11 protein-coding genes are annotated in these 18468 nt (G+C 54.5%); 10 read left to right on the top strand and 1 reads right to left on the bottom strand.

Annotated features, from left to right (window positions below; translation table 11 throughout):
• The first annotated feature begins 138 nt into the window (after positions 1 to 138).
• From FE240_RS18945 to FE240_RS10770, 3 genes are all read left to right on the top strand, one after another.
• Complete coding sequence (locus FE240_RS18945; RefSeq protein ID WP_264293207.1) at positions 139 to 6063, top strand: retention module-containing protein; 5925 nt, start codon at positions 139 to 141, stop codon at positions 6061 to 6063.
• 83 nt (positions 6064 to 6146) lie between these two features.
• Positions 6147 to 6695 (top strand): hypothetical protein, encoded by a 549-nt coding sequence (locus FE240_RS10775; RefSeq protein WP_193000858.1) that lies wholly within the window; start codon positions 6147 to 6149, stop codon positions 6693 to 6695.
• A 47-nt stretch (positions 6696 to 6742) separates the two neighbouring features.
• Positions 6743 to 7447 carry an SIMPL domain-containing protein gene (locus tag FE240_RS10770; protein WP_193000856.1) on the top strand — a complete coding sequence of 235 codons (705 nt, stop codon included), beginning with the start codon at positions 6743 to 6745 and terminating at the stop codon, positions 7445 to 7447.
• 256 nt (positions 7448 to 7703) lie between these two features.
• Here the strand turns inward: FE240_RS10770 and FE240_RS10765 are convergent.
• Positions 7704 to 8857 (bottom strand): IS3 family transposase gene (locus tag FE240_RS10765; protein ID WP_193000854.1). Its coding sequence is split into 2 segments (ribosomal slippage): positions 7704 to 8620 and positions 8620 to 8857, totalling 1155 coding nucleotides; the frame shifts between segments, so codons are not numbered across the junction.
• A 198-nt stretch (positions 8858 to 9055) separates the two neighbouring features.
• Here FE240_RS10765 and FE240_RS10760 point away from each other — a divergent pair.
• The 7 genes from FE240_RS10760 (at position 9056) to FE240_RS10730 (ending at position 18401) form a co-directional block, all read left to right on the top strand.
• Positions 9056 to 9430, top strand: a complete 375-nt coding sequence (locus FE240_RS10760) for a hypothetical protein (RefSeq protein WP_226798791.1) — start codon at positions 9056 to 9058, stop codon at positions 9428 to 9430.
• A gap of 127 nt (positions 9431 to 9557) precedes the next feature.
• The gene (locus tag FE240_RS10755) at positions 9558 to 10157 is read left to right on the top strand and encodes a DUF1819 family protein (protein ID WP_193000852.1); all 600 of its coding nucleotides are present in this window, start codon (positions 9558 to 9560) and stop codon (positions 10155 to 10157) included.
• On the top strand, positions 10154 to 10768 hold the full coding sequence (locus FE240_RS10750) for a DUF1788 domain-containing protein (protein WP_193000850.1): 615 nt from the start codon (positions 10154 to 10156) through the stop codon (positions 10766 to 10768). The genes FE240_RS10755 and FE240_RS10750 overlap by 4 nt, the downstream gene beginning before the upstream one ends.
• Before the next feature lie 85 nt (positions 10769 to 10853).
• Positions 10854 to 14534 carry a BREX system P-loop protein BrxC gene (gene brxC, locus FE240_RS10745; RefSeq protein ID WP_193000848.1) on the top strand — a complete coding sequence of 1227 codons (3681 nt, stop codon included), beginning with the start codon at positions 10854 to 10856 and terminating at the stop codon, positions 14532 to 14534.
• Between the two features lie 70 nt (positions 14535 to 14604).
• Complete coding sequence (locus tag FE240_RS10740; protein WP_193000846.1) at positions 14605 to 15852, top strand: AAA family ATPase; 1248 nt, start codon at positions 14605 to 14607, stop codon at positions 15850 to 15852.
• A 2-nt stretch (positions 15853 to 15854) separates the two neighbouring features.
• Positions 15855 to 16616, top strand: coding sequence for a hypothetical protein (locus FE240_RS10735; protein WP_193000844.1), 762 nt, complete (start codon positions 15855 to 15857; stop codon positions 16614 to 16616).
• 33 nt (positions 16617 to 16649) lie between these two features.
• Positions 16650 to 18401 (top strand): DUF262 domain-containing protein, encoded by a 1752-nt coding sequence (locus FE240_RS10730; protein WP_193000842.1) that lies wholly within the window; start codon positions 16650 to 16652, stop codon positions 18399 to 18401.
• Positions 18402 to 18468 lie beyond the last annotated feature (67 nt).

Here is an 18468-nt window from a genome sequence, read left to right as displayed (position 1 = left end):
AATTGATAAGGTTGTTTAGGTTGAGGTTTTCTACTTTTTAGTCTGGAGCGATTGAAAGCTGATAGGAGATCCACCGTGCGTACTCAAAAAGTAGAAAACACAGCGACCGTCACTGAGATCCAAGGACAGGCATGGGTCATGGCAGGCAACACCCATGGGAGTCAGATAAAGAAGGGTGATGTTTTGCAAAAAGGTGCCGTGATTGAACTGGCTGATGACGCGAAAATATTGTTGGCCCCAGTCGATCATGAGAATACCCCTCAGGAGCATGCTCCAGTAGAGCAAGCAATTGTTCCATCTCAGGAAGGGGCTTCCCAAGAGAACGGCGGTCAAACGGCGCAGGCAGCACCGACAAGTGATATTGCCGCATTGCAACAAGCAATATTGCAAGGTGTGGATCCGACTCAAGCATTTCAAGCCTCAGCGGCGGGTGGTGCGCCGGCTGCGGGACCTGGTGGCGGTGGTATTGGTGGTGTGGCCGGTTCCAGCGGGAACGGTGGTTTTGTGGTTATCGACCGCGTCGGTGATGCCACGATTGCAGAAGCGGGGTTTGATACAACCTATGGAACAGTACCTGTAATCGATCAGACCATCGATGCTAGCCCAATCTCGGATAATCAACTCTCTGATGGCAATGAAACGGTGACTGTTATTGAAGGGGAGAGTGTATCCGGTAATGTGCTCGATAATACGGTAAATCCGGATGGTCCTGATGAGTCAAGCGTACTGACTTACAACTGGGGGATTAATGTTGGTGTGCCAGCTGGTGTGCCTGCTACCCTGACAGGAATTGGTACGCTCATCATTAATGTTGATGGCTCTTTTACGTTTACTCCCGTTCCTAACTATGATGGCGACATCCCGTCCATCAGTTATGTCGTTTTTGATGGAGTAGCTCAAGTTGGGTCAACGTTGACGATTGTTATTGACCCAATAGATAGTCCCGTATCTATTAATAGTGAAGACCTTACGGTTAGTGAGAGCCATCTTCCCGATGGTTCTGATCCTAACCAAAATCAACTTAGCCAGAGTGGTGTTTTTACCTTTAGTGCGCAGGATGGGGTTCAAACCTTGTCTGTGGGTGGCACATTATTAATTAGCAATAATTCGGTTGCTTCCCTACCGATATCCATAACCACTCCTCTTGGAAATACGCTGGTTATCAATGCTGTCAATTTCAATGCCATTACTGGGCAAGGTTCCGTTTCTTATACCTACACTTTGCTTGATAGCGAACAGCATACGCAACCAGTTAGTGATTCGCAGTTACAAGAAACACTGAGCGTAGTATTGACCGATGTGAATGCTGATACCTCTAATGCTACTTTAAATATCAATGTTCTCGACGATGCCCCCTCTTTAAATATCATCGTCAATTCTCCAATCATAAATGGTTTGATGATTACCCTGGATGAAACTCAGGGTAACAGTGATCATTATGCTACTGGGGAGAATAACGATAGTTACGTTAATGACGATAATGGTCACTTGGCACAAGTAACGACAACTTTTAATGGTGGTCTGCTGGCGTTGTTTTCCATCGGTGGCAGTTATGGCGCGGACGGGGCTGGCAGCCTCAGCAGCAGCCTACGTCTGGTGGGGATCCCCACCGGCGGCACGCTCGCGACGACCTTATCGGCGACCAACGGCGGGCCCATCCACTTGGCGATGGCGGGCAATGACGTGGTCGGGCTGGACAGCGACGGGCACGTGGTGCTGCGTCTGGCCATCGTGGACGTGGGCGAGGGGGTGTACCAGCTGCAGACCACCCAGTACGAGGCGCTCGATCACGGCGACAACGCCACCTTTGACGAGGCGGTGAGCCTGCTGCTGGCGGTGGGGGGCAGCCTGAGCCTGCAATACAGCGTGACCCGGGTGGACGGCGATGGCGACAGCATCACCCGCAGCGCCAGCATTCCGCTGGTGACGGCGACCGACTCGGTGTTCAGCTTTGACGACGACGGCCCGACCCAGAGCGTGGCGGTGGCCGGGCAGGCCGACCTGGCGGGGTTGGCGGTCAACCTGGATGAGACACAAGGGGAGAGCGATCACTACGCGAACGGGGAGAGCCCCGACAGCTACAGCAACGACGACCACGGCCACTGGGCGCAGGTCACCACCACCCTGAGCGGCGGCCTGCTGGCGCTGTTCAGCGCCAGCGGGGAGGACGGGGCGGACGGGGCTGGCAGCCTCAGCAGCAGCCTGCGTCTGGTGGGGATCCCCACCGGCGGCACGCTCGAGACGACCTTATCGGCGACCAACGGCGGGCCCATCCACTTGGCGATGGCGGGCAATGACGTGGTCGGGCTGGACAGCGACGGGCACGTGGTGCTGCGTCTGGCCATCGTGGACGTGGGCGATGGGGTGTACCAGCTGCAGACCACCCAGTACGAGGCGCTCGATCACGGCGACAACGCCACCTTTGACGAGGCGGTGAGCCTGCTGCTGGCGGCGGGGGGCAGCCTGAGCCTGCAATACAGCGTGACCCGGGTGGACGGCGATGGCGACAGCATCACCCGCAGCGCCAGCATTCCGCTGGTGACGGCGACCGACTCGGTGTTCAGCTTTGACGACGACGGCCCGACCCAGAGCGTGGTGGTGGCCGGGCAGGCCGACCTGGCGGGGCTGGCGGTCAACCTGGACGAGACGCAAGGGGAGAGCGATCACTACGCGAACGGGGAGAGCCCCGACAGCTACAGCAACGACGACCACGGCCACTTGGCGAAGGTCTCCACCACCCTGAGCGGCGGCCTGCTGGCGCTGTTCAGCGCCAGCGGGGAGGACGGGGCGGACGGGGCTGGCAGCCTCAGCAGCAGCCTGCGTCTGGTGGGGATCCCCACCGGCGGCACGCTCGAGACGACCTTATCGGCGACCAACGGCGGGCCCATCCACTTGGCGATGGCGGGCAATGACGTGGTCGGGCTGGACAGCGACGGGCACGTGGTGCTGCGTCTGGCCATCGTGGACGTGGGCGAGGGGGTGTACCAGCTGCAGACCACCCAGTACGAGGCGCTCGATCACGGCGACAACGCCACCTTTGACGAGGCGGTGAGCCTGCTGCTGGCGGCGGGGGGCAGCCTGAGCCTGCAATACAGCGTGACCCGGGTGGACGGCGATGGCGACAGCATCACCCGCAGCGCCAGCATTCCGCTGGTGACGGCGACCGACTCGGTGTTCAGCTTTGACGACGATGGCCCGATCCAGAGCGTGGTAGTGGCTGGGCAGGCCGACCTGGCGGGGCTGGCGGTCAACCTGGACGAGACACAAGGGGAGAGCGATCACTACGCGAACGGGGAGAGCCCCGACAGCTACAGCAACGACGACCACGGCCACTTGGCGAAGGTCTCCACCACCCTGAGCGGCGGCCTGCTGGCGCTGTTTAGCGCCAGCGGGGAGGACGGGGCGGACGGGGCTGGCAGCCTCAGCAGCAGCCTGCGTCTGGTGGGGATCCCCACCGGCGGCACGCTCGAGACGACCTTATCGGCGACCAACGGCGGGCCCATCCACTTGGCGATGGAGGGCAATGACGTGGTCGGGCTGGACAGCGACGGGCACGTGGTGCTGCGTCTGGCCATCGTGGAGGTGGGCGATGGGGTGTACCAGCTGCAGACCACCCAGTACGAGGCGCTCGATCACGGCGACAACGCCACCTTTGACGAGGCGGTGAGCCTGCTGCTGGCGGCGGGGGGCAGCCTGAGCCTGCAATACAGCGTGACCCGGGTGGACGGCGATGGCGACAGCATCACCCGCAGCGCCAGCATTCCGCTGGTGACGGCGACCGACTCGGTGTTCAGCTTTGACGACGACGGCCCGAGCGTGGTGGTCAGCCTCAATACCGGCGCGGTGGTGGCCCTCGATGAGAGCGCCACCAGTAGCCAAACCAGCGGCATCGATACCCTGACCTACCCCAAGGGGGACGATTTCCACGTCGCGGGCAATGGTGTCATCAGCAAGGCGACCAGTGGCGCGCCGATTGTGACCGTGAGCTCGGAGGCGTATGGCGCGGACGGCCCGGCGGCCCTCCATGCCAGGGTGTTCGAGTTGGTGGTCAACAACAGCAACTCGGGCCTGAAGGTGACGGACGGCTCGCCCATTACTCTGCAACTGCTGAGTAACGGGGTGGTCATCGGCATCGTGGCGGGGGGCGCCTTCAATGGTCAGGTGGCGTTTGCAGTGAACATCAGCGCCACAGGTGTGGTGGCGGTCGAGCAGTACCTGTCGCTGCAACACCCGCTCTCGGCAGATCCGGACGACACGGTGTCGCTGCTGGCTGGCGCCCTGGGGGTCAAGGTGACACTGACCGACGGGGACGGTGATCAGGTGGCCAGCAGCGTCGATATCTCGGGCAGTGTGCGCTTCGACGACGACGGCCCGAGCGTGGTCAAGCCCGATACAGCGGTGATGATGAATGGTGTGGGCAGTGCTTCTTTCTTGCTCGATCTGGATGGTGCAGTGGTCAACAACTATGGTGCCGATGGCGGCAGCCTGCGCTTTAGTTCGAGTCTCAATGGCGCCAATAGTGGCCTGACTTCGGGTGGGTTACCGATCACTTATACCCTCTCGCTGGATGGGTTAACCCTGACGGCGGCTACGGGGGCCGGCACAACGTTTACCGTTGTACTTAATCCTGCTAACGGTACTTACACCGTTAATATGGTGGGCTCGGTAGATGGTGGCAGCACCAGCGTAGACTTTGATAATGGGGGGTATAACTTCGTCGGTGGAAACACGGCATGGGCGGGATTTGTGACTGCCGCGAATGATGACAGTAAAGATCTCCTGCTTACCCCTATGGGGGATGGCACCGTCAATACCACGGCCTCGACTGGCGGTATCGGTGGCGGGGCCTCAGTCGGAGATGGGGAAGCCATGCGAGTGGATTTTGTCGTCGACTTAGCGGGTTCCCCCAGCAGTGGGGGTAGTGGTTATCTTGACCCAACGAATCACACCCATAGCTTCGATGGTCACTATAACGTGAATGGTGGCTCTGCCCTTTTTACCGGCATTAAGGCCGAGGGAAGCTCGGTCAAGGTCATCGCGCGTCAGGATACCAATTCGCCTAGCTCGGTGAATAACGTCATCGGTGACGGAATGATGGAGTCTCTGACCGCGATTGCGATTGCCTATGGCGGGTTTACTCAGATCGTGAGCCTCTCTGGAGGGTTAAGCCAACCCGTGACGGTTGGCGGCCATAACTTTACGGTCACCTTCAGCGATGCAGACCCCGGGGCTGGAGTGACCTATGTGGCGACCGTGGATGGGGTGAATGATGGAACTCGACTCTCGGCTTATACGGCCGATGGCTATAACAGCCTTGAGTTCCACTACGCGGGTGGCAGCGACTTTAAAATCGGGGATTTCGGTACATCCATACCGACTCCTGGATTACCGGTTAGCTTCGATCTCGGTCTGGCTGTGACGGATGGGGATGGCGATGTCGCCAACTCCAGCCTGAATATCAATCTAATGCCGGATCCTCCCTTCACGGTTGATATGCATGGCGCCGACAGCGATACGGTGATTACGTTGACCGGGAGTCAGCTCGATGCCATCGGCTCTGTTCATGATGACACCATCACGGGGAATAGCCTCGACAACATACTGTTTGGAGGCGACGGAGACGACATCCTCAAAGGGATGAGCGGTGCAGACAAGCTGATCGGTGGTGCTGGCAACGACACGCTGATAGGAGGGATCGGGGCGGATATCCTGACGGGGAACAGCGGTAGCGATACCTTCAAATGGGGGAGCAGTGATGCCAGTGCCGGAGTGGATATCATCAAAGACTTCCAAGTTGGCATCGGTGGCGATGTGTTGGATCTTAGCGATCTGCTCAGTAGTGAGCATGCGAATGCCGCATCACTGGATCTGTATTTCACCTTCAGCCAAGGGCCGGGAAGTGGCAAGTCGACCCTGACTATCGATATGGATGGCAGTGGAGGCGGTATGACGACCCAAACCATCCAGTTCGATAATATCGATCTGACCATGAATGGAACCCGCACCGATCAACAGATCATTGATGATCTGCTGGCGCAGGGTAATCTGAAGGTCGATCCGTAACAAAAGTGGGGGCTTTGCCCCCCACTTTTTGAGAGAAGACAGAGAGTATGGCGCTCGCTAGAATGCGGATGCTTGGAGGAGAGATGATGGATCGGCTAAGTTGGGTTGAAATTGATGGTGTGAAATATAGCTGGGATGGCAATCAAATCGATTGTTATGGCCAGTTTGGTTATCATTCGACCTTGGCCGGTCATCGCCTCGAACGGCTCGAAATAGAGAGCTCGACAGGTGAGCCGGCAGGAACGCTGGATGTGGATTTTGCAACAGGTTCTCTGGCGTTTTTGCCCGCACTGGGCTCTGAGCTGACCACCCAATCCATCCTCGTTGGCTCCGATCTGGGAGAGAGTGAAATACCTTTGGTGAATTTGGCCGATCCAAAGTGGAGTGATTTACTCAGCCAGAGCGATGAACTGCTGATTTGGGAACCTCAAGCGGAGGTCAGTGCTGTGGCTCCTCACAGCAGCCAGTTCCTGTCGTGGGAAGCGTTCGGCCTCATAGAAGGGACGGATGACTTGATGGGGGCAAACCCTGTGTCGGCGAGTAGCAACGGTATGGATGATGTCATCTTGCTGGGAGAGCTGGATAATGGTTACATTTCCCTCGATATACCGCCTCCCTATCACGACGTTTAGCACAATGTCATAATCGGACCTCGACTCATTTCCTCTCGAGGCCTGTCATGCGCAAGCACCTTCTTTCCCTTTCTTTTCTGGCGATGAGCCTGCCGGCGTTGTCTCTGGAAGCTCCAACCGCTCCTCACATTATTGTCAATGGTATGGCTGAATATAAGAGTGAGCCCGATATGGCGACGCTCTCTGTGTCGGTGAGTGCCTTGCAAAAAGAGGGACTCAAGGCCAAACAGCAGGTTGATAGTAAGGTGGCGGCCTTCTTTAGCAAGCTTGAAGCAATGGGTATCGAGCGTAGTGATGTCGAGGCCGGTAATCTGGTGGTGTCACCGGAATATCAATATGAAGCGAATAAACGCCCCCAACTCATCGGGCATCGTGCTCAACGTCAGTTGGCAATCAAGCTTTACCAGATGGATAAGCTGAGTGAACTAATTGATACCGCATTGGCGGCCGGGCTCGAGTCGGTTTCCCAAGTGGTGTATGGCCTTAAGAATGCACAGGATGCAAAGGATAAAGTGCGTCTCGAAGCGGTGAATGATGCAAAGCATAAGGCTGAAATGCTGGCACAAAGTTTTGGGATGAAGCTCGGTAAGGTGTATTCGGTTGAATATCGCAGTGCCATGCCTATGCCTGTCTACGCCCGCTCTCTCAAGATGATGGCGCCAGCTGCGCAAAATGAGTCTGCTGACACTGGATATCAGCAGCAGTCGATCACGTTTACCGATTCGGTAGATGCTGTATTTACGCTCGAATAATCGTCATAACGGGTAAAACGCCTACCTTCGGGTAGGCGTGTTATTTAGCGGGTGAGTGCTGATGCGCTGGGATGATGGCGGCTTCCATTGAGCTGGCTTCTCTAACATGGAGGCTTTCCAGCTTCAGGGGCATCAGAAAATGCTGTGCTGGTGTTATGTGTTGCCATGAGCAATAAATTGCTTAGTTTCTAGTTTTTTATTTTAAAGGTGCAAGTTTTTGTAGTGGTATGGGTTGGTTTGAATCGCCCCGGCTTCTCTAGACACTTTCGAGCCGTTCGAAATATTGCTTTTCACACTCTACTGGCGATAGCCCATTGTTGAAACTGTGCCGACATTTGGGGTTGTAAAACATTTCAATGTAATCGAACACATCCTGCCGAGCCTCCTCGCGATCCACATAGGTTTTACGTCGGATCCGCTCGCGTTTGAGGAGCTGGAAGAAACTCTCCGCAACCGCGTTATCATGACAATTGCCGCGTCTGCTCATGCTGGCCTTGAGCTGGTGCTCCCGCAAAAAATCCTGCCAGTCATGACTGCTAAACTGGCTCCCTTGATCAGAATGAACCAGCACTTCCTGCTCGGGTTGCCGTCGCCACACCGCCATCAGTAACGCGCTGATGGCCAACTCTCGGTCGATCCGTGGCCCCATTGACCACCCAATGACTTGTCGTGAAAACAAATCCAATACCGCGGCCAGATAGAGCCAGCCTTCATGGGTTCGAATATAAGTGATGTCCGTTACCCAGACTTTGTTTGGCTCAGTCACATCGAACTGGCGCTCAAGATAATTCGGTGCAACCACCGTTGGCCGGCCACCATAATGACCGGGACGGCGACGATAACCGGTTTGTGAACGTAAACCCTCATGACGCATTAATCGCGCCACCCGGTGTTTCCCGCAGGTCTCGCCCATCTCTCGCAGGTCGTCCCGGATCTTGCGATAACCATAGACGCCGCCGCTTTCTAGCCAACATTGCTTGATCTGGCCTAGGAGGCGTTGGTCTTCCAGAGCTCGGGTAGATAAAGGCTGGTGCTGCCAGGCGTAATAACCGCTCGGGTGGACATTCATCATCCAGCACAGTCGGCGGATGGGATGTGTGGACGCGTGCTCCCGGATGAAGGCGTACCTTACCCTGACAGCTTGGCAAAGTACGCGGCGGCCTTTTTTAAGATATCTCGCTCATCGGTGATGCGGCGCAGTTCAGCCTTGAGGCGCCGAATTTCGGCTTGCTGGCTGGAGTCATGCTGTTGCTGCGCTTCGGGTTGGCTGTAGCGTTTGATCCAGACATAAAGACTGTAGCTGGAAACACCAAGTCGTTCAGCGACCTCTGCCACTGGGTAATGGCGCTCAGTCACCTGCTTGACGGCGGCCAGTTTGAATTCTTCCGTGTAACGTTGCTGCTTGCTCATAACACCTCCTGAATGACCTCAGTTTGAGGCTCTTGGGGTGTCTAGGAAAGTAGGGGCGATTCAGTCAACGGTCAGGGGGGAGATATGACCTGTAGCACTCAAAATACTAGCTGTGATTGCGAAGGTCCCAAGCATTATCGCATCAAGGCTGCCCGTTTCCCATCCTGCACCTTAGTGGCTGTTTTGCTACTGGGGTTATTGTTTCAAACAGTGCAGGCTACCGACTGTACCTACCGCAAAGACAGCCTCGGTAATACTCGCTACCAGTGTGACGATGGCAAGAGCGGCACCCTGCGCAAAGACAGTCTCGGCAACGTCAGAGACTCGCAAAGCGGTACCACCTGGCGGAAAGAGTCCCTCGGCAATGTCCGCAGCAGCGAAGGCACCACCTACCGCAAAGACAGTCTGGGCAATGTGCGCGTCAGCAGACCCAGCACCGGCGATACGGTCACCTGGCGCAAGGATAGCCTCGGCAATCTGCGCTCCTCCGATGGCACTACCTGCCGCACCAACTCATTGGGACAAGTCAGGTGTGATGGTCCGAGTACGCCACCGGCATTATTGGGTCAATAAACAAAAAACAGGTGAAATTGTCACCAAGTGGGCTACCTAAGGGGGCTAACTGTGCGCCGGGTTAAAGGCATTGTGACCCGAATCGCGTATCATAACGCCGTTTGTAGACCCCTGTTCTGGAGTAGTTATGACGGCCAAAGCGTATCTGGGTGACATCATCGGCGGCAGCATCATGCTGCGCGAAAGCAGAGTGATTGCCGCACTGCTGTTGAGGCAACCTGATGAGGCGCAATGGATAGATGCCATTGTGAATGAGAATGCCCTGCAGAAGCCCTCGTTGCACAGTGCCAAACGCATGGCATCGACCCTGCGCAAGCGGCTAGCGCCGATGGGGCCTGCATTCTGGGAACAACTGCTCATCGTATCGGATGATTTAGCCAAGCAGATGCTGCTGTTGGCGACCATGTGTCACTCGCCGGTACTGACCGATTTTATGGCCACCGCCTTTGCTGATGCCCGCCGCATGTATCGTGAGTCACTGCGCAATGACGATTGGCACGAGTTTATCGTCTCACGTCAGCGGGTGATTGAGGGCCTTGATAGCTATTCAGAGAGTTCAATCCAGAAGATGGGGAACAATGTCTTCAAGATCCTGGCGGATGTGGGTTATATCGAGTCAGGCCGTTCCCGAAAGCTACAGAATATTTACCTGATGCCAGAGCTGCGGGAGTGGGCGACTCGGCTTGATTGCCAAAAAGCCTATGATGCCATGGAGTCTGCACGATGAAGGTTCAATTGGACAGCAAGCCGCAGCTGATTGCCCGCCTCGAACAGATAGAGACGCGATTGAAAAGCGAGAGCTTCCTGCACAATCGGGAGCTCGGGGGAGAGATAGGTTTTTACATCTTCGACTATCCGCCACAGTTCGAATTGGATGTGCGGGAATATCTGGATTTGAGTCTGCAACGCCTTGCCAAGCAGGGATTGAGCTTTGTGCACATCAACCTGTTTGAAGCGTTGCTAGCTATCTTGCAGGAGCGAAAACTGCTGGATAAAGCCTTCGAACTTGAGCTGAAAAAAGGAACAGACGAACTTGCCAAGTCCCTTAAAGGGCCGCTTGAGCAAGGCCGTGTCGCCAAACACCTGATGGAGAAAATTCACGCGGTATCTCCACAATTTGTGGTGTTGAGCGGTTTAGGCCAATGCTGGCCCTTGCTGCGTGGCCATAGCCTGCTCAACGCGCTTCATGCCCACATGGGCGCAATACCCTTGGTGCTTTTTTATCCTGGCCGTTACAACGGTCTTGAGCTTTATCCGTTTGACCTGGACCGTGCTGAAGTGGCGACAGCCAACTACTACCGCGCTTTCCAACTGGTACCGCATTCGTTCAAGTATTGATATTGAGCGGTTGAAGGCGTTACTAACCGACGAAAAACAAAAGCAGAAATTGGAATATCTAGTGGCAACAAACACGGGATCATCAATGCAAATTAAAGAGCTGTTTACCAAACAACTGGACAGGCCGATCAATGGCGTGGTGAAAGCAGAGCAGTTGGATGAGCAAATCATCTGGGCTGAACTTGATGAGTATGTGGTGACCCGCGAGCTTGATCGCCACCTGCGCCACTTCTTCGAGACCTATTTGCCGGGGGTCACTCACCCGGATGATCCCAGCGTGGCTGGCAAGATAGGCATCTGGGTATCCGGTTATTTCGGCTCGGGTAAGTCGCACTTCATCAAGATCCTCTCCTATCTGCTGGGCAATCAGCAAGCGATTCACGGCAGCCAGACCAAGACGGCGATTGAGTTTTTCAAAGAGAAGATCAACGACAACCTGCTTTATAGCGATATTCATGCGGCGGTGAATCGCCAGACTGAAGTGATCCTGTTCAATATTGACAGCCGTGCCGATACCGAAGACAAGGAGGACGCGATCCTAAAGGTGTTCTTACGAGTCTTCAATGAGCGGCTGGGGTATTGCGCGGATCATCCTCATATTGCCCACCTAGAACGTGAACTGGATGCGCGTAACCAATATCAGGCATTCAAAGCCAAATTTGCCGAACTGACCGACTCGACGTGGGAAGAAGAGCGAGATGCTTATGGTTTCCGTCGTGATGAAATGGCGGAGGCTTGGGCTCATGCAACCGGCCAGTCGGAAGCTTCCTCGGTGCAGAGCATGGAAAACCTCGAATCCATGTTTACCCTCGACATCAGCAATTTCTGTAAATGGGTAAGGGAGTATCTGGATCGTAGCGCCCAAGAGAGTGGCGGGGATGGTAAACGAATCGTCTTCTTAGTCGATGAAGTGGGCCAGTTCATCGGCAACAACACCCAGATGATGCTCAAATTGCAAACCATCACCGAGAATCTTGGTACTGCTTGTGGTGGCCGCGCTTGGGTGATTGTGACGTCTCAAGAGGATATCGATGCCGTACTTGGGGATCTCAGCGCCAAAAAAGGTCAGGACTTCTCCAAGATCCAGGGGCGTTTCCATACCCGGATCTCCCTCTCGTCGTCCAACACCAACGAAGTGATCCAGAAGCGTCTGCTGGAAAAAACCGCAGCGGCTAAAGATGAACTGGCCGATCTGTTTATCCAAAAAGGCGATATTCTGCGTAACCAGCTGGCCTTTGACGCGACCACCACCGCAGAGTTGGCCAACTATCGCGACAATGTCGAATTTGTCGATCACTATCCGTTCATCCCTTACCAGTATCTGCTGGTGCAGAAGGTGTTCGAGGCCATTCGCAAGGTCGGGGCAACCGGTAAACACCTTTCTCGTGGTGAACGCTCCTTGCTTGATGCTTTCCAGAATGCAGCGCGTCAGCAGATGAATAAAGGGGTGGGCGTACTGGTGCCGTTCCACTCGTTTTATCCGGCCATCGAGTCGTTTCTCGACACCAACGTCAAACGTATCTTCGAGCAGGCTGCCGAGAAGAGCACCCTTTTTGCGGAAGATATCGACATTCTCAAGTCGCTATTCCTGATCCGTTATGTCGATCTCGTGAAGTCCACGCTAGATAACCTGGTAACTCTCTCAATTGAAGAGATCGATACCGACAAAGTGGCGCTCAAGCGGCGTATCGAAGCGAGCCTGCATCGTCTTGAAAATCAGCTTCTGATTGCCCGCAATGGCGACGAGTATGTGTTCCTGACTAATGAAGAGAAAGAGGTTGAGCAGGAGATCAAGCACACTCAGGTTGAATTAACCGAAGTGAATAGACAGCTGTCGAAGTGGATCTTTGAAGAGGTAATGGGCAATCGTCGGCAGTATCGTTATGCCGTCAACAAGCAGGATTATCCGCTAAGTCGCTTCTGCAATGGGCACCCATTTGATGGCAGTGTTCAGACTGATCTCGTGCTCAAAGTCATCTCGCCGCTTGACGCCAATTTCGAGGATTATCATGAGCAGGGATGCAAATCACTGAGCTTGGAAGGGAAAGGTTGCGTGTTGATCCGTCTGCCCGACGAAAAGCGGCTCTGGGATGAATTCGATACCTGGCTAAAAACCGAGAAATTCCTCGCTAATAATCGTAGCCAACGGCCGGAGCAGGAGAAACTGCTGACTGAAAAGGCAATGGAGAATACCAAACGTCGCAACCGGTTGAAGTCTCTGTTTGAAGAGCTGGTCAAGCAAGCGCAGGTGTATGCCATCGGTAACGAGCTACAGCTCAAATCTGGCAGTGTCAGCAATATACTGGATGAGGCGCTTGGCTACGTCATTGAAAACTCGTTTTCAAAACTGTCATTGCTCAAGAGTTGCGGCACAAATCCGTTGCAGGAACTTAAAAGCGTCATCATGGCCGACGACATGGCGCAGCTCAATATGCACTTGGGCGAGCAAGATCCTAACGGTGGGGCCAAGCAAGAGATCGAGCTCTACCTCAATGTCTCTGAAGAAACCAATAAACCGGTCTATCTCAAAGAGATGCTCGATCGTTTCAGTGCCAGGCCCTATGGCTGGAATCGTGATGAGGTCATGCTGCAACTGGCCCATCTGGTATTGCTGGGGAAAGCGGCCCTCTCGACCCCTAATGGCGACCTGCCCCTCAAGCGCAGCTATGACCAGTTCACCTCGGTGCGCAGCCACACCACGCTGCGTATTCGACGGGTGCGCCAGCACAGTGAGCAGCAAGTAGTCAAAGCGGCCCGCCTTGCCAAAGACATTTTCCGCAAGCCGTTCGATAGCAGCGAGAAAGAGCTGGCCAAAAAGCTGCTCGACGAGTTGGCCCAGTTGCAGCGACTGCTCAACGATTTTGAGTTCAAGGGTAAGCAAGGGCGTTGTCCGGGGCTAGCCGTACTAGAGAGCGGTAAACGGCTGGTCGCAGGCTCGCTGGAGCTTGGCAATAACAGCTACGCCCTGATAGAGGCGCTCTGCCAACAGGGGAACGAGTGGCAGGACTTTGCCGAAGACTTTGAAGAGGTGGAGGAATTCTTCACTCGCCAGTTCGACACCTGGCAGCAACTCAGTCGTGCCTTGGGCGAGCAGTTCAGCGTCAATAAGCATGCTCTGGAGCAAGATCCGGCAGCAGCAAAACTCATTGAGCAGTTGCGAGCGATCCATGAAGACGCGCAGCCCTATGGCAAGTTGCGCAATGTCGGTACCTTGGTCGAACAGCTGGCGGCGATCAATCAACGCCTCATCGAGCAAAAACGCGCCTTCAGCTTACAGGCCATCGAACAGACCCAGCAGGGGATCCAATCCTCGGTCAGTGAGTTGCCAAGCGAGCTGCAAAATAAAGCGATGCGCCCCTTTGTATTGCTCAAGGAGCGGGTGGCGAAGAGCGTCTCGCTCCATGAGCTGGTCAGTCTGGTGAAAGAGGCTGACGATCAGGAAGATGAGGTCATCGCGCTGATCAACCGCTATAGCGCCGAGCAAACGGCCCGTCAGTCGGAAGTACCAGTAGTTCCCCCATCACAAGTTCAGGAACCCGCTGTAGGGAACCGTGGGGCCTCGACTGTTGAAAACACGACTGTCGAGAAGCCGGTTGCCAAGCCTAAACCCGTGCTTAAACCCATTGAACTGGTCTCGCCGACCGAGTTGCTGGGGGGCAGCCATCTCTTTATTGAGACCGAGCAGGATATTGACGCTTACCTCAGCAAACTGCGCAGTCGCCTGCATCAGGCCATCGTTGATGGCAAACGGGTGCGGATAAAATAACGAGCGAATAGCCCCCTCTTGTCCGCATAGGCAAGAGGGGGCTACTGAACAATCAAAAAAGGAGCAGCGGATGCTGACCCGTTTTGAAATAGATAACTTCAAATCGCTGGTGGGTTTTAGCCTGCCACTCTCACGCTTTAACTGCGTGATTGGCCTGAATGGTGCGGGTAAGACCACCCTGCTGCAAGCGCTCGATTTCGCCTCTCATGTGATGAGTGGTGAAGTGAAGGATTGGTTGAACGCTCGTGGCTGGTCGGCAGCAGACCTGGCCAGCCGCTTAGGTAATAAATCCAATATTGAGCTGGCGTTAGAGTTAGACATCGATGGGCTGTTACTGCGTTGGGAAGCAACGTTTAATCGCGTTCGGCTTGCATGCACACGGGAGGAGGTGAAAGTAAAAAGCTCAATATTGGAGGGTGCCAGGCAATACGAAATCATTGTTCGTGTAGATGGTGCTATCTATGAGCTTAAATCGGGAAAATATTGGCACCGCTCGGAAAGCGCCGAACCATCACAATGGAACGAGATCCCCTTCATCTATGAAGGCTCACTGCTGTCACAGCTCAAAGATAACCAGCTCTCGCCATTGCTGCGCGAACTGCGCGAACGGATCAAGGCGATCCGCTCTCTCGATCTGCTCTCACCAGAACAGTTACGGCGTAAAACCCGGCTCTCGGATCTGACGGATGACATCGGAAGTGGTGGCCAGCAATTGGGCGCTTTTATTCACCAATTGAACCTCACTGAGCGCGAGCAATTGCTACAAAATTTGCAACGCTACTACCCGCAAGTCACCAAGATACACACGAGTGTATTGCGCAGCGGTGCCATCAAACTGGAATTACATGAACGTTATCAAACTACTACGGACATGAATGGGCAGGCTAGTCTATTTGAGAGCGACATGGTCACCGAGGCCCGCCATATCAATGATGGCATGCTGCGTCTGTTGGCCATTCTGGCCCAGCAATTCAGCCCTTATGAGTTTGTGCTGTTTGACGAGATAGAGAACGGAGTCAATCCAGAGATCACTGAAGCGTTGGTGGATGCGCTGGTTGGTTCCGCCAAGCAACTGTTGGTGACCACCCATAGCCCTCTGGTACTGAACTATCTGGAAGATGACGTTGCCCGCCAGAGCGTGCTGTTGATCTACAAGCGGCCTGATGGCGTTAGCCGGGCTGTCCGCTTGTTCGACGTACCGATGGCAGCAGAGCGGCTCGAATGTCTCTCACCAGGAGAGTCGATGCTTGATCTGTCGCTTACCCGAGTTGCAGAGGCTGCAGAGCAGATGGACGCACCCTCCCATGGGGAGGTGTAACCATGCTGCAAACCCTGTTCTTTGGTGAAGGCCCGACCGATATGGGCCGCAGTCGTAATGCCCAAGCCTATGCTCATGGTGACGATCTGGAGGTCGGTCCCATGTTACGCCTGGCTCATCGGTTGTTGGGGCGTCATTTACCAGACTGGAATGCTGACCTGTTCGACTTGCAGCAGGAGCACGCCATTCCCTCGGTATTGGTGGCCCCGGCAGAGATGAAGTCCTTGGTAAAAAGCTCTGCCATCAAATTGCCCAGTAAAAAGACCAAGCAAGGCTATCTCATTCATAGCAAGCGAGGCGCAGTATTGGGTGAGTTGGCGCAGCAGATTGGTTCACTCACCGAGGCCCAGCTGGCGATCTACTTTCACGACACAGACGGTACCAATCGTGATCCTCATGACCCGCACGATTTGGTACAGGCTGTGAACGAAGGGTTTCGCGCCGCAGGCTTTGCGGGTCAAGGCGTTGCCATGGTGCCGCAACCGACTTCAGAAGCCTGGCTTATCTGTTCGTGTAAGTCTGATGCCTATCAGCATTGTGCCCAGCTTGAAACCCAGCTATCCGGCAATGATCGCTCACCTGCTCGCGCGCCCAAGCAGGTGCTAGGGCACCATTTGGGAAATCCCGATTATCACCGCGGTGATCTCTTGCCAGTGGTGAATGCCATCGAACTCGACCAGCTTGATATGCCGACGTTTAACCAATTTCGCATTGCTCTGTGTCACAGCATCGGGCAAGTGTGCGGAAGCTATCAGAATCAGTAGCTATTCTAAAAATTACTACGGGATAAGAAGAACATGTACCAAGCCGGTGGAACTATCAAGGATTTGCTGACCAAGGTTGAGCAGCATGATTATATTTTACCCGCAATTCAGCGCGAATTTGTCTGGAAGCCAGAGCAAATTTGCCAGTTATTCGACTCTTTGCTGCAGGGCTATCCCTTCGGAACCTTCCTCTTTTGGAAAATAAAGTCTACTCATCAGCGTGAGTATCAGTTCTACGACTTCATGCGTCACTATCACCAGCGTGATCGGGTGCATTGTGAAAAGCTTGATCTCATTGGTGAGCAGGATCGCGTTGCCGTACTCGATGGTCAGCAGCGCATGACAGCCCTCAACATTGGTCTGCGCGGATCCTACAGCTGGAAGACGCAGGGAAAGTGGTGGTCCAGCCCAGATGCATTTATCGAGCGTCGCCTATATCTTAACTTGCTGGTGGCCGGTGAAGTTGAAGGGGGAGCTCGTTATGATTTTCGTTTCTTGAGTGAAGAGGAAGCGGCTCGTCAAGACCATGAGCACCACTGGTTTCTGGTCAGTCGGATCATGGCCATTGATATAGATGAATTAACCGATGAACTAGATGATATCGAGCTGGACAAAGAAAGCCGTAAAATCGCGCGCAATACCCTGCGTTTGCTGCATCGCACTATCCATCTGCAAGACAAAATCTCTTATTACGAAGAGTCAGAGCAGAGCCTGGAGAAGGTTCTCAATATCTTTATTCGGATGAATAGCGGGGGGACTGCGCTCTCCTATTCTGATCTGCTGCTATCTATCGCTGTGGCACAGTGGAGCAAGCTGGACGCCCGGGAAGAGATCCACAAATTGGTGGATGAGCTCAACCAAATTGGTGATGGCTTTAACTTTAGTAAAGATCTAGTGCTTAAAGCTGGGCTTATGCTCTGTGATATTGGCAGTGTCGGCTTCAAGGTTGAAAACTTCAGTAAAGAGAATATGGCCAAGCTGGAGGAGAACTGGGAGCCAATCCGTAAGGCGTTGCAACTGGCCGTCAACCTGCTCGCCAGCTTTGGCTTTAATGGCTACAACCTAGGAGCCGATAGCGCACTATTGCCGATAGCTTACTACCTCTTTAGGCGTGAACTTGGCGACAGCTACCTGACTCGCAGTGAGTATGCAGCAGATAAACAAGATCTGAGGGGGTGGTTGATCCGTTCTGTCCTCAAACAATCCGGGATCTGGGGGAGTGGCCTCGATACGCTGCTGACAACCTTGCGTAGTAAAATCAAAGAGCATGGTCAGCATGGATTCCCGCTCACCGAGATTAATACGGCGATGACAGAGCGCGGCAAGAGCCTGCGTTTTGAAGAAGAAGAGCTTCAAACCTTGGTTGAACTCGACTACGGCAACCGCCGCACTTTTGCGCTGTTGTCATTGCTCTTTCCCGGCCATGACTTTAGTCGTCACTTCCATGTAGATCATATCTTTCCCAAAGGTCGCTTTACTCGCGCACAGTTGAAAAAGGCGGGGATCTCCGATGAAGGGCAGATTGATGAGTGGTGCCAAATGGCCAATTGTCTGCCTAATCTGCAGCTTCTCGAAGGAAGCCTGAACAATGAAAAGCGGGAAAAGCTGCCACATGAGTGGTACGCCATGATGTGGCCAGATCCGGCCGCGAGAGCGAACCATCTGCAGTTACAAGCCATCCACACCTTGCCTGAATCCCTGCTTGGATTTGCTGAGTTTTATCAAGAACGCCGTGAAACACTATTGGGTCGGCTGCGTCATGTCCTTCAAACACCACAGGTTTGAGCTACGTGCCTTTCTAACCAGTTATGTTAGCCGGGCCTCTGCGAAGGCCGGGTGTGAGACGAGAAAA

The organism is Aeromonas simiae, assembly GCF_014892695.1.
GTDB classification, from domain to species: Bacteria; Pseudomonadota; Gammaproteobacteria; order Enterobacterales; family Aeromonadaceae; genus Aeromonas; species Aeromonas simiae.
Note: the sequence above shows the minus strand (reverse complement) of the source record. Positions and strands in the feature narration are given on the sequence as shown.

What these genes read in the sequence shown, in the direction of transcription:
- FE240_RS10750 (WP_193000850.1), top strand. Translation starts at nt 10,154, where the DNA reads ATGAAGGTTCAATTGGACAGCAAGCCGCAGCTGATTGCCCGCCTCGAA.
- brxC (WP_193000848.1), top strand. Translation starts at nt 10,854, where the DNA reads ATGCAAATTAAAGAGCTGTTTACCAAACAACTGGACAGGCCGATCAAT.
- FE240_RS10730 (WP_193000842.1), top strand. Translation starts at nt 16,650, where the DNA reads ATGTACCAAGCCGGTGGAACTATCAAGGATTTGCTGACCAAGGTTGAG.
- FE240_RS10775 (WP_193000858.1), top strand. Translation starts at nt 6,147, where the DNA reads ATGATGGATCGGCTAAGTTGGGTTGAAATTGATGGTGTGAAATATAGC.
- FE240_RS10770 (WP_193000856.1), top strand. Translation starts at nt 6,743, where the DNA reads ATGCGCAAGCACCTTCTTTCCCTTTCTTTTCTGGCGATGAGCCTGCCG.
- FE240_RS10755 (WP_193000852.1), top strand. Translation starts at nt 9,558, where the DNA reads ATGACGGCCAAAGCGTATCTGGGTGACATCATCGGCGGCAGCATCATG.
- FE240_RS10735 (WP_193000844.1), top strand. Translation starts at nt 15,855, where the DNA reads ATGCTGCAAACCCTGTTCTTTGGTGAAGGCCCGACCGATATGGGCCGC.
- FE240_RS10740 (WP_193000846.1), top strand. Translation starts at nt 14,605, where the DNA reads ATGCTGACCCGTTTTGAAATAGATAACTTCAAATCGCTGGTGGGTTTT.
- FE240_RS18945 (WP_264293207.1), top strand. Translation starts at nt 139, where the DNA reads ATGGCAGGCAACACCCATGGGAGTCAGATAAAGAAGGGTGATGTTTTG.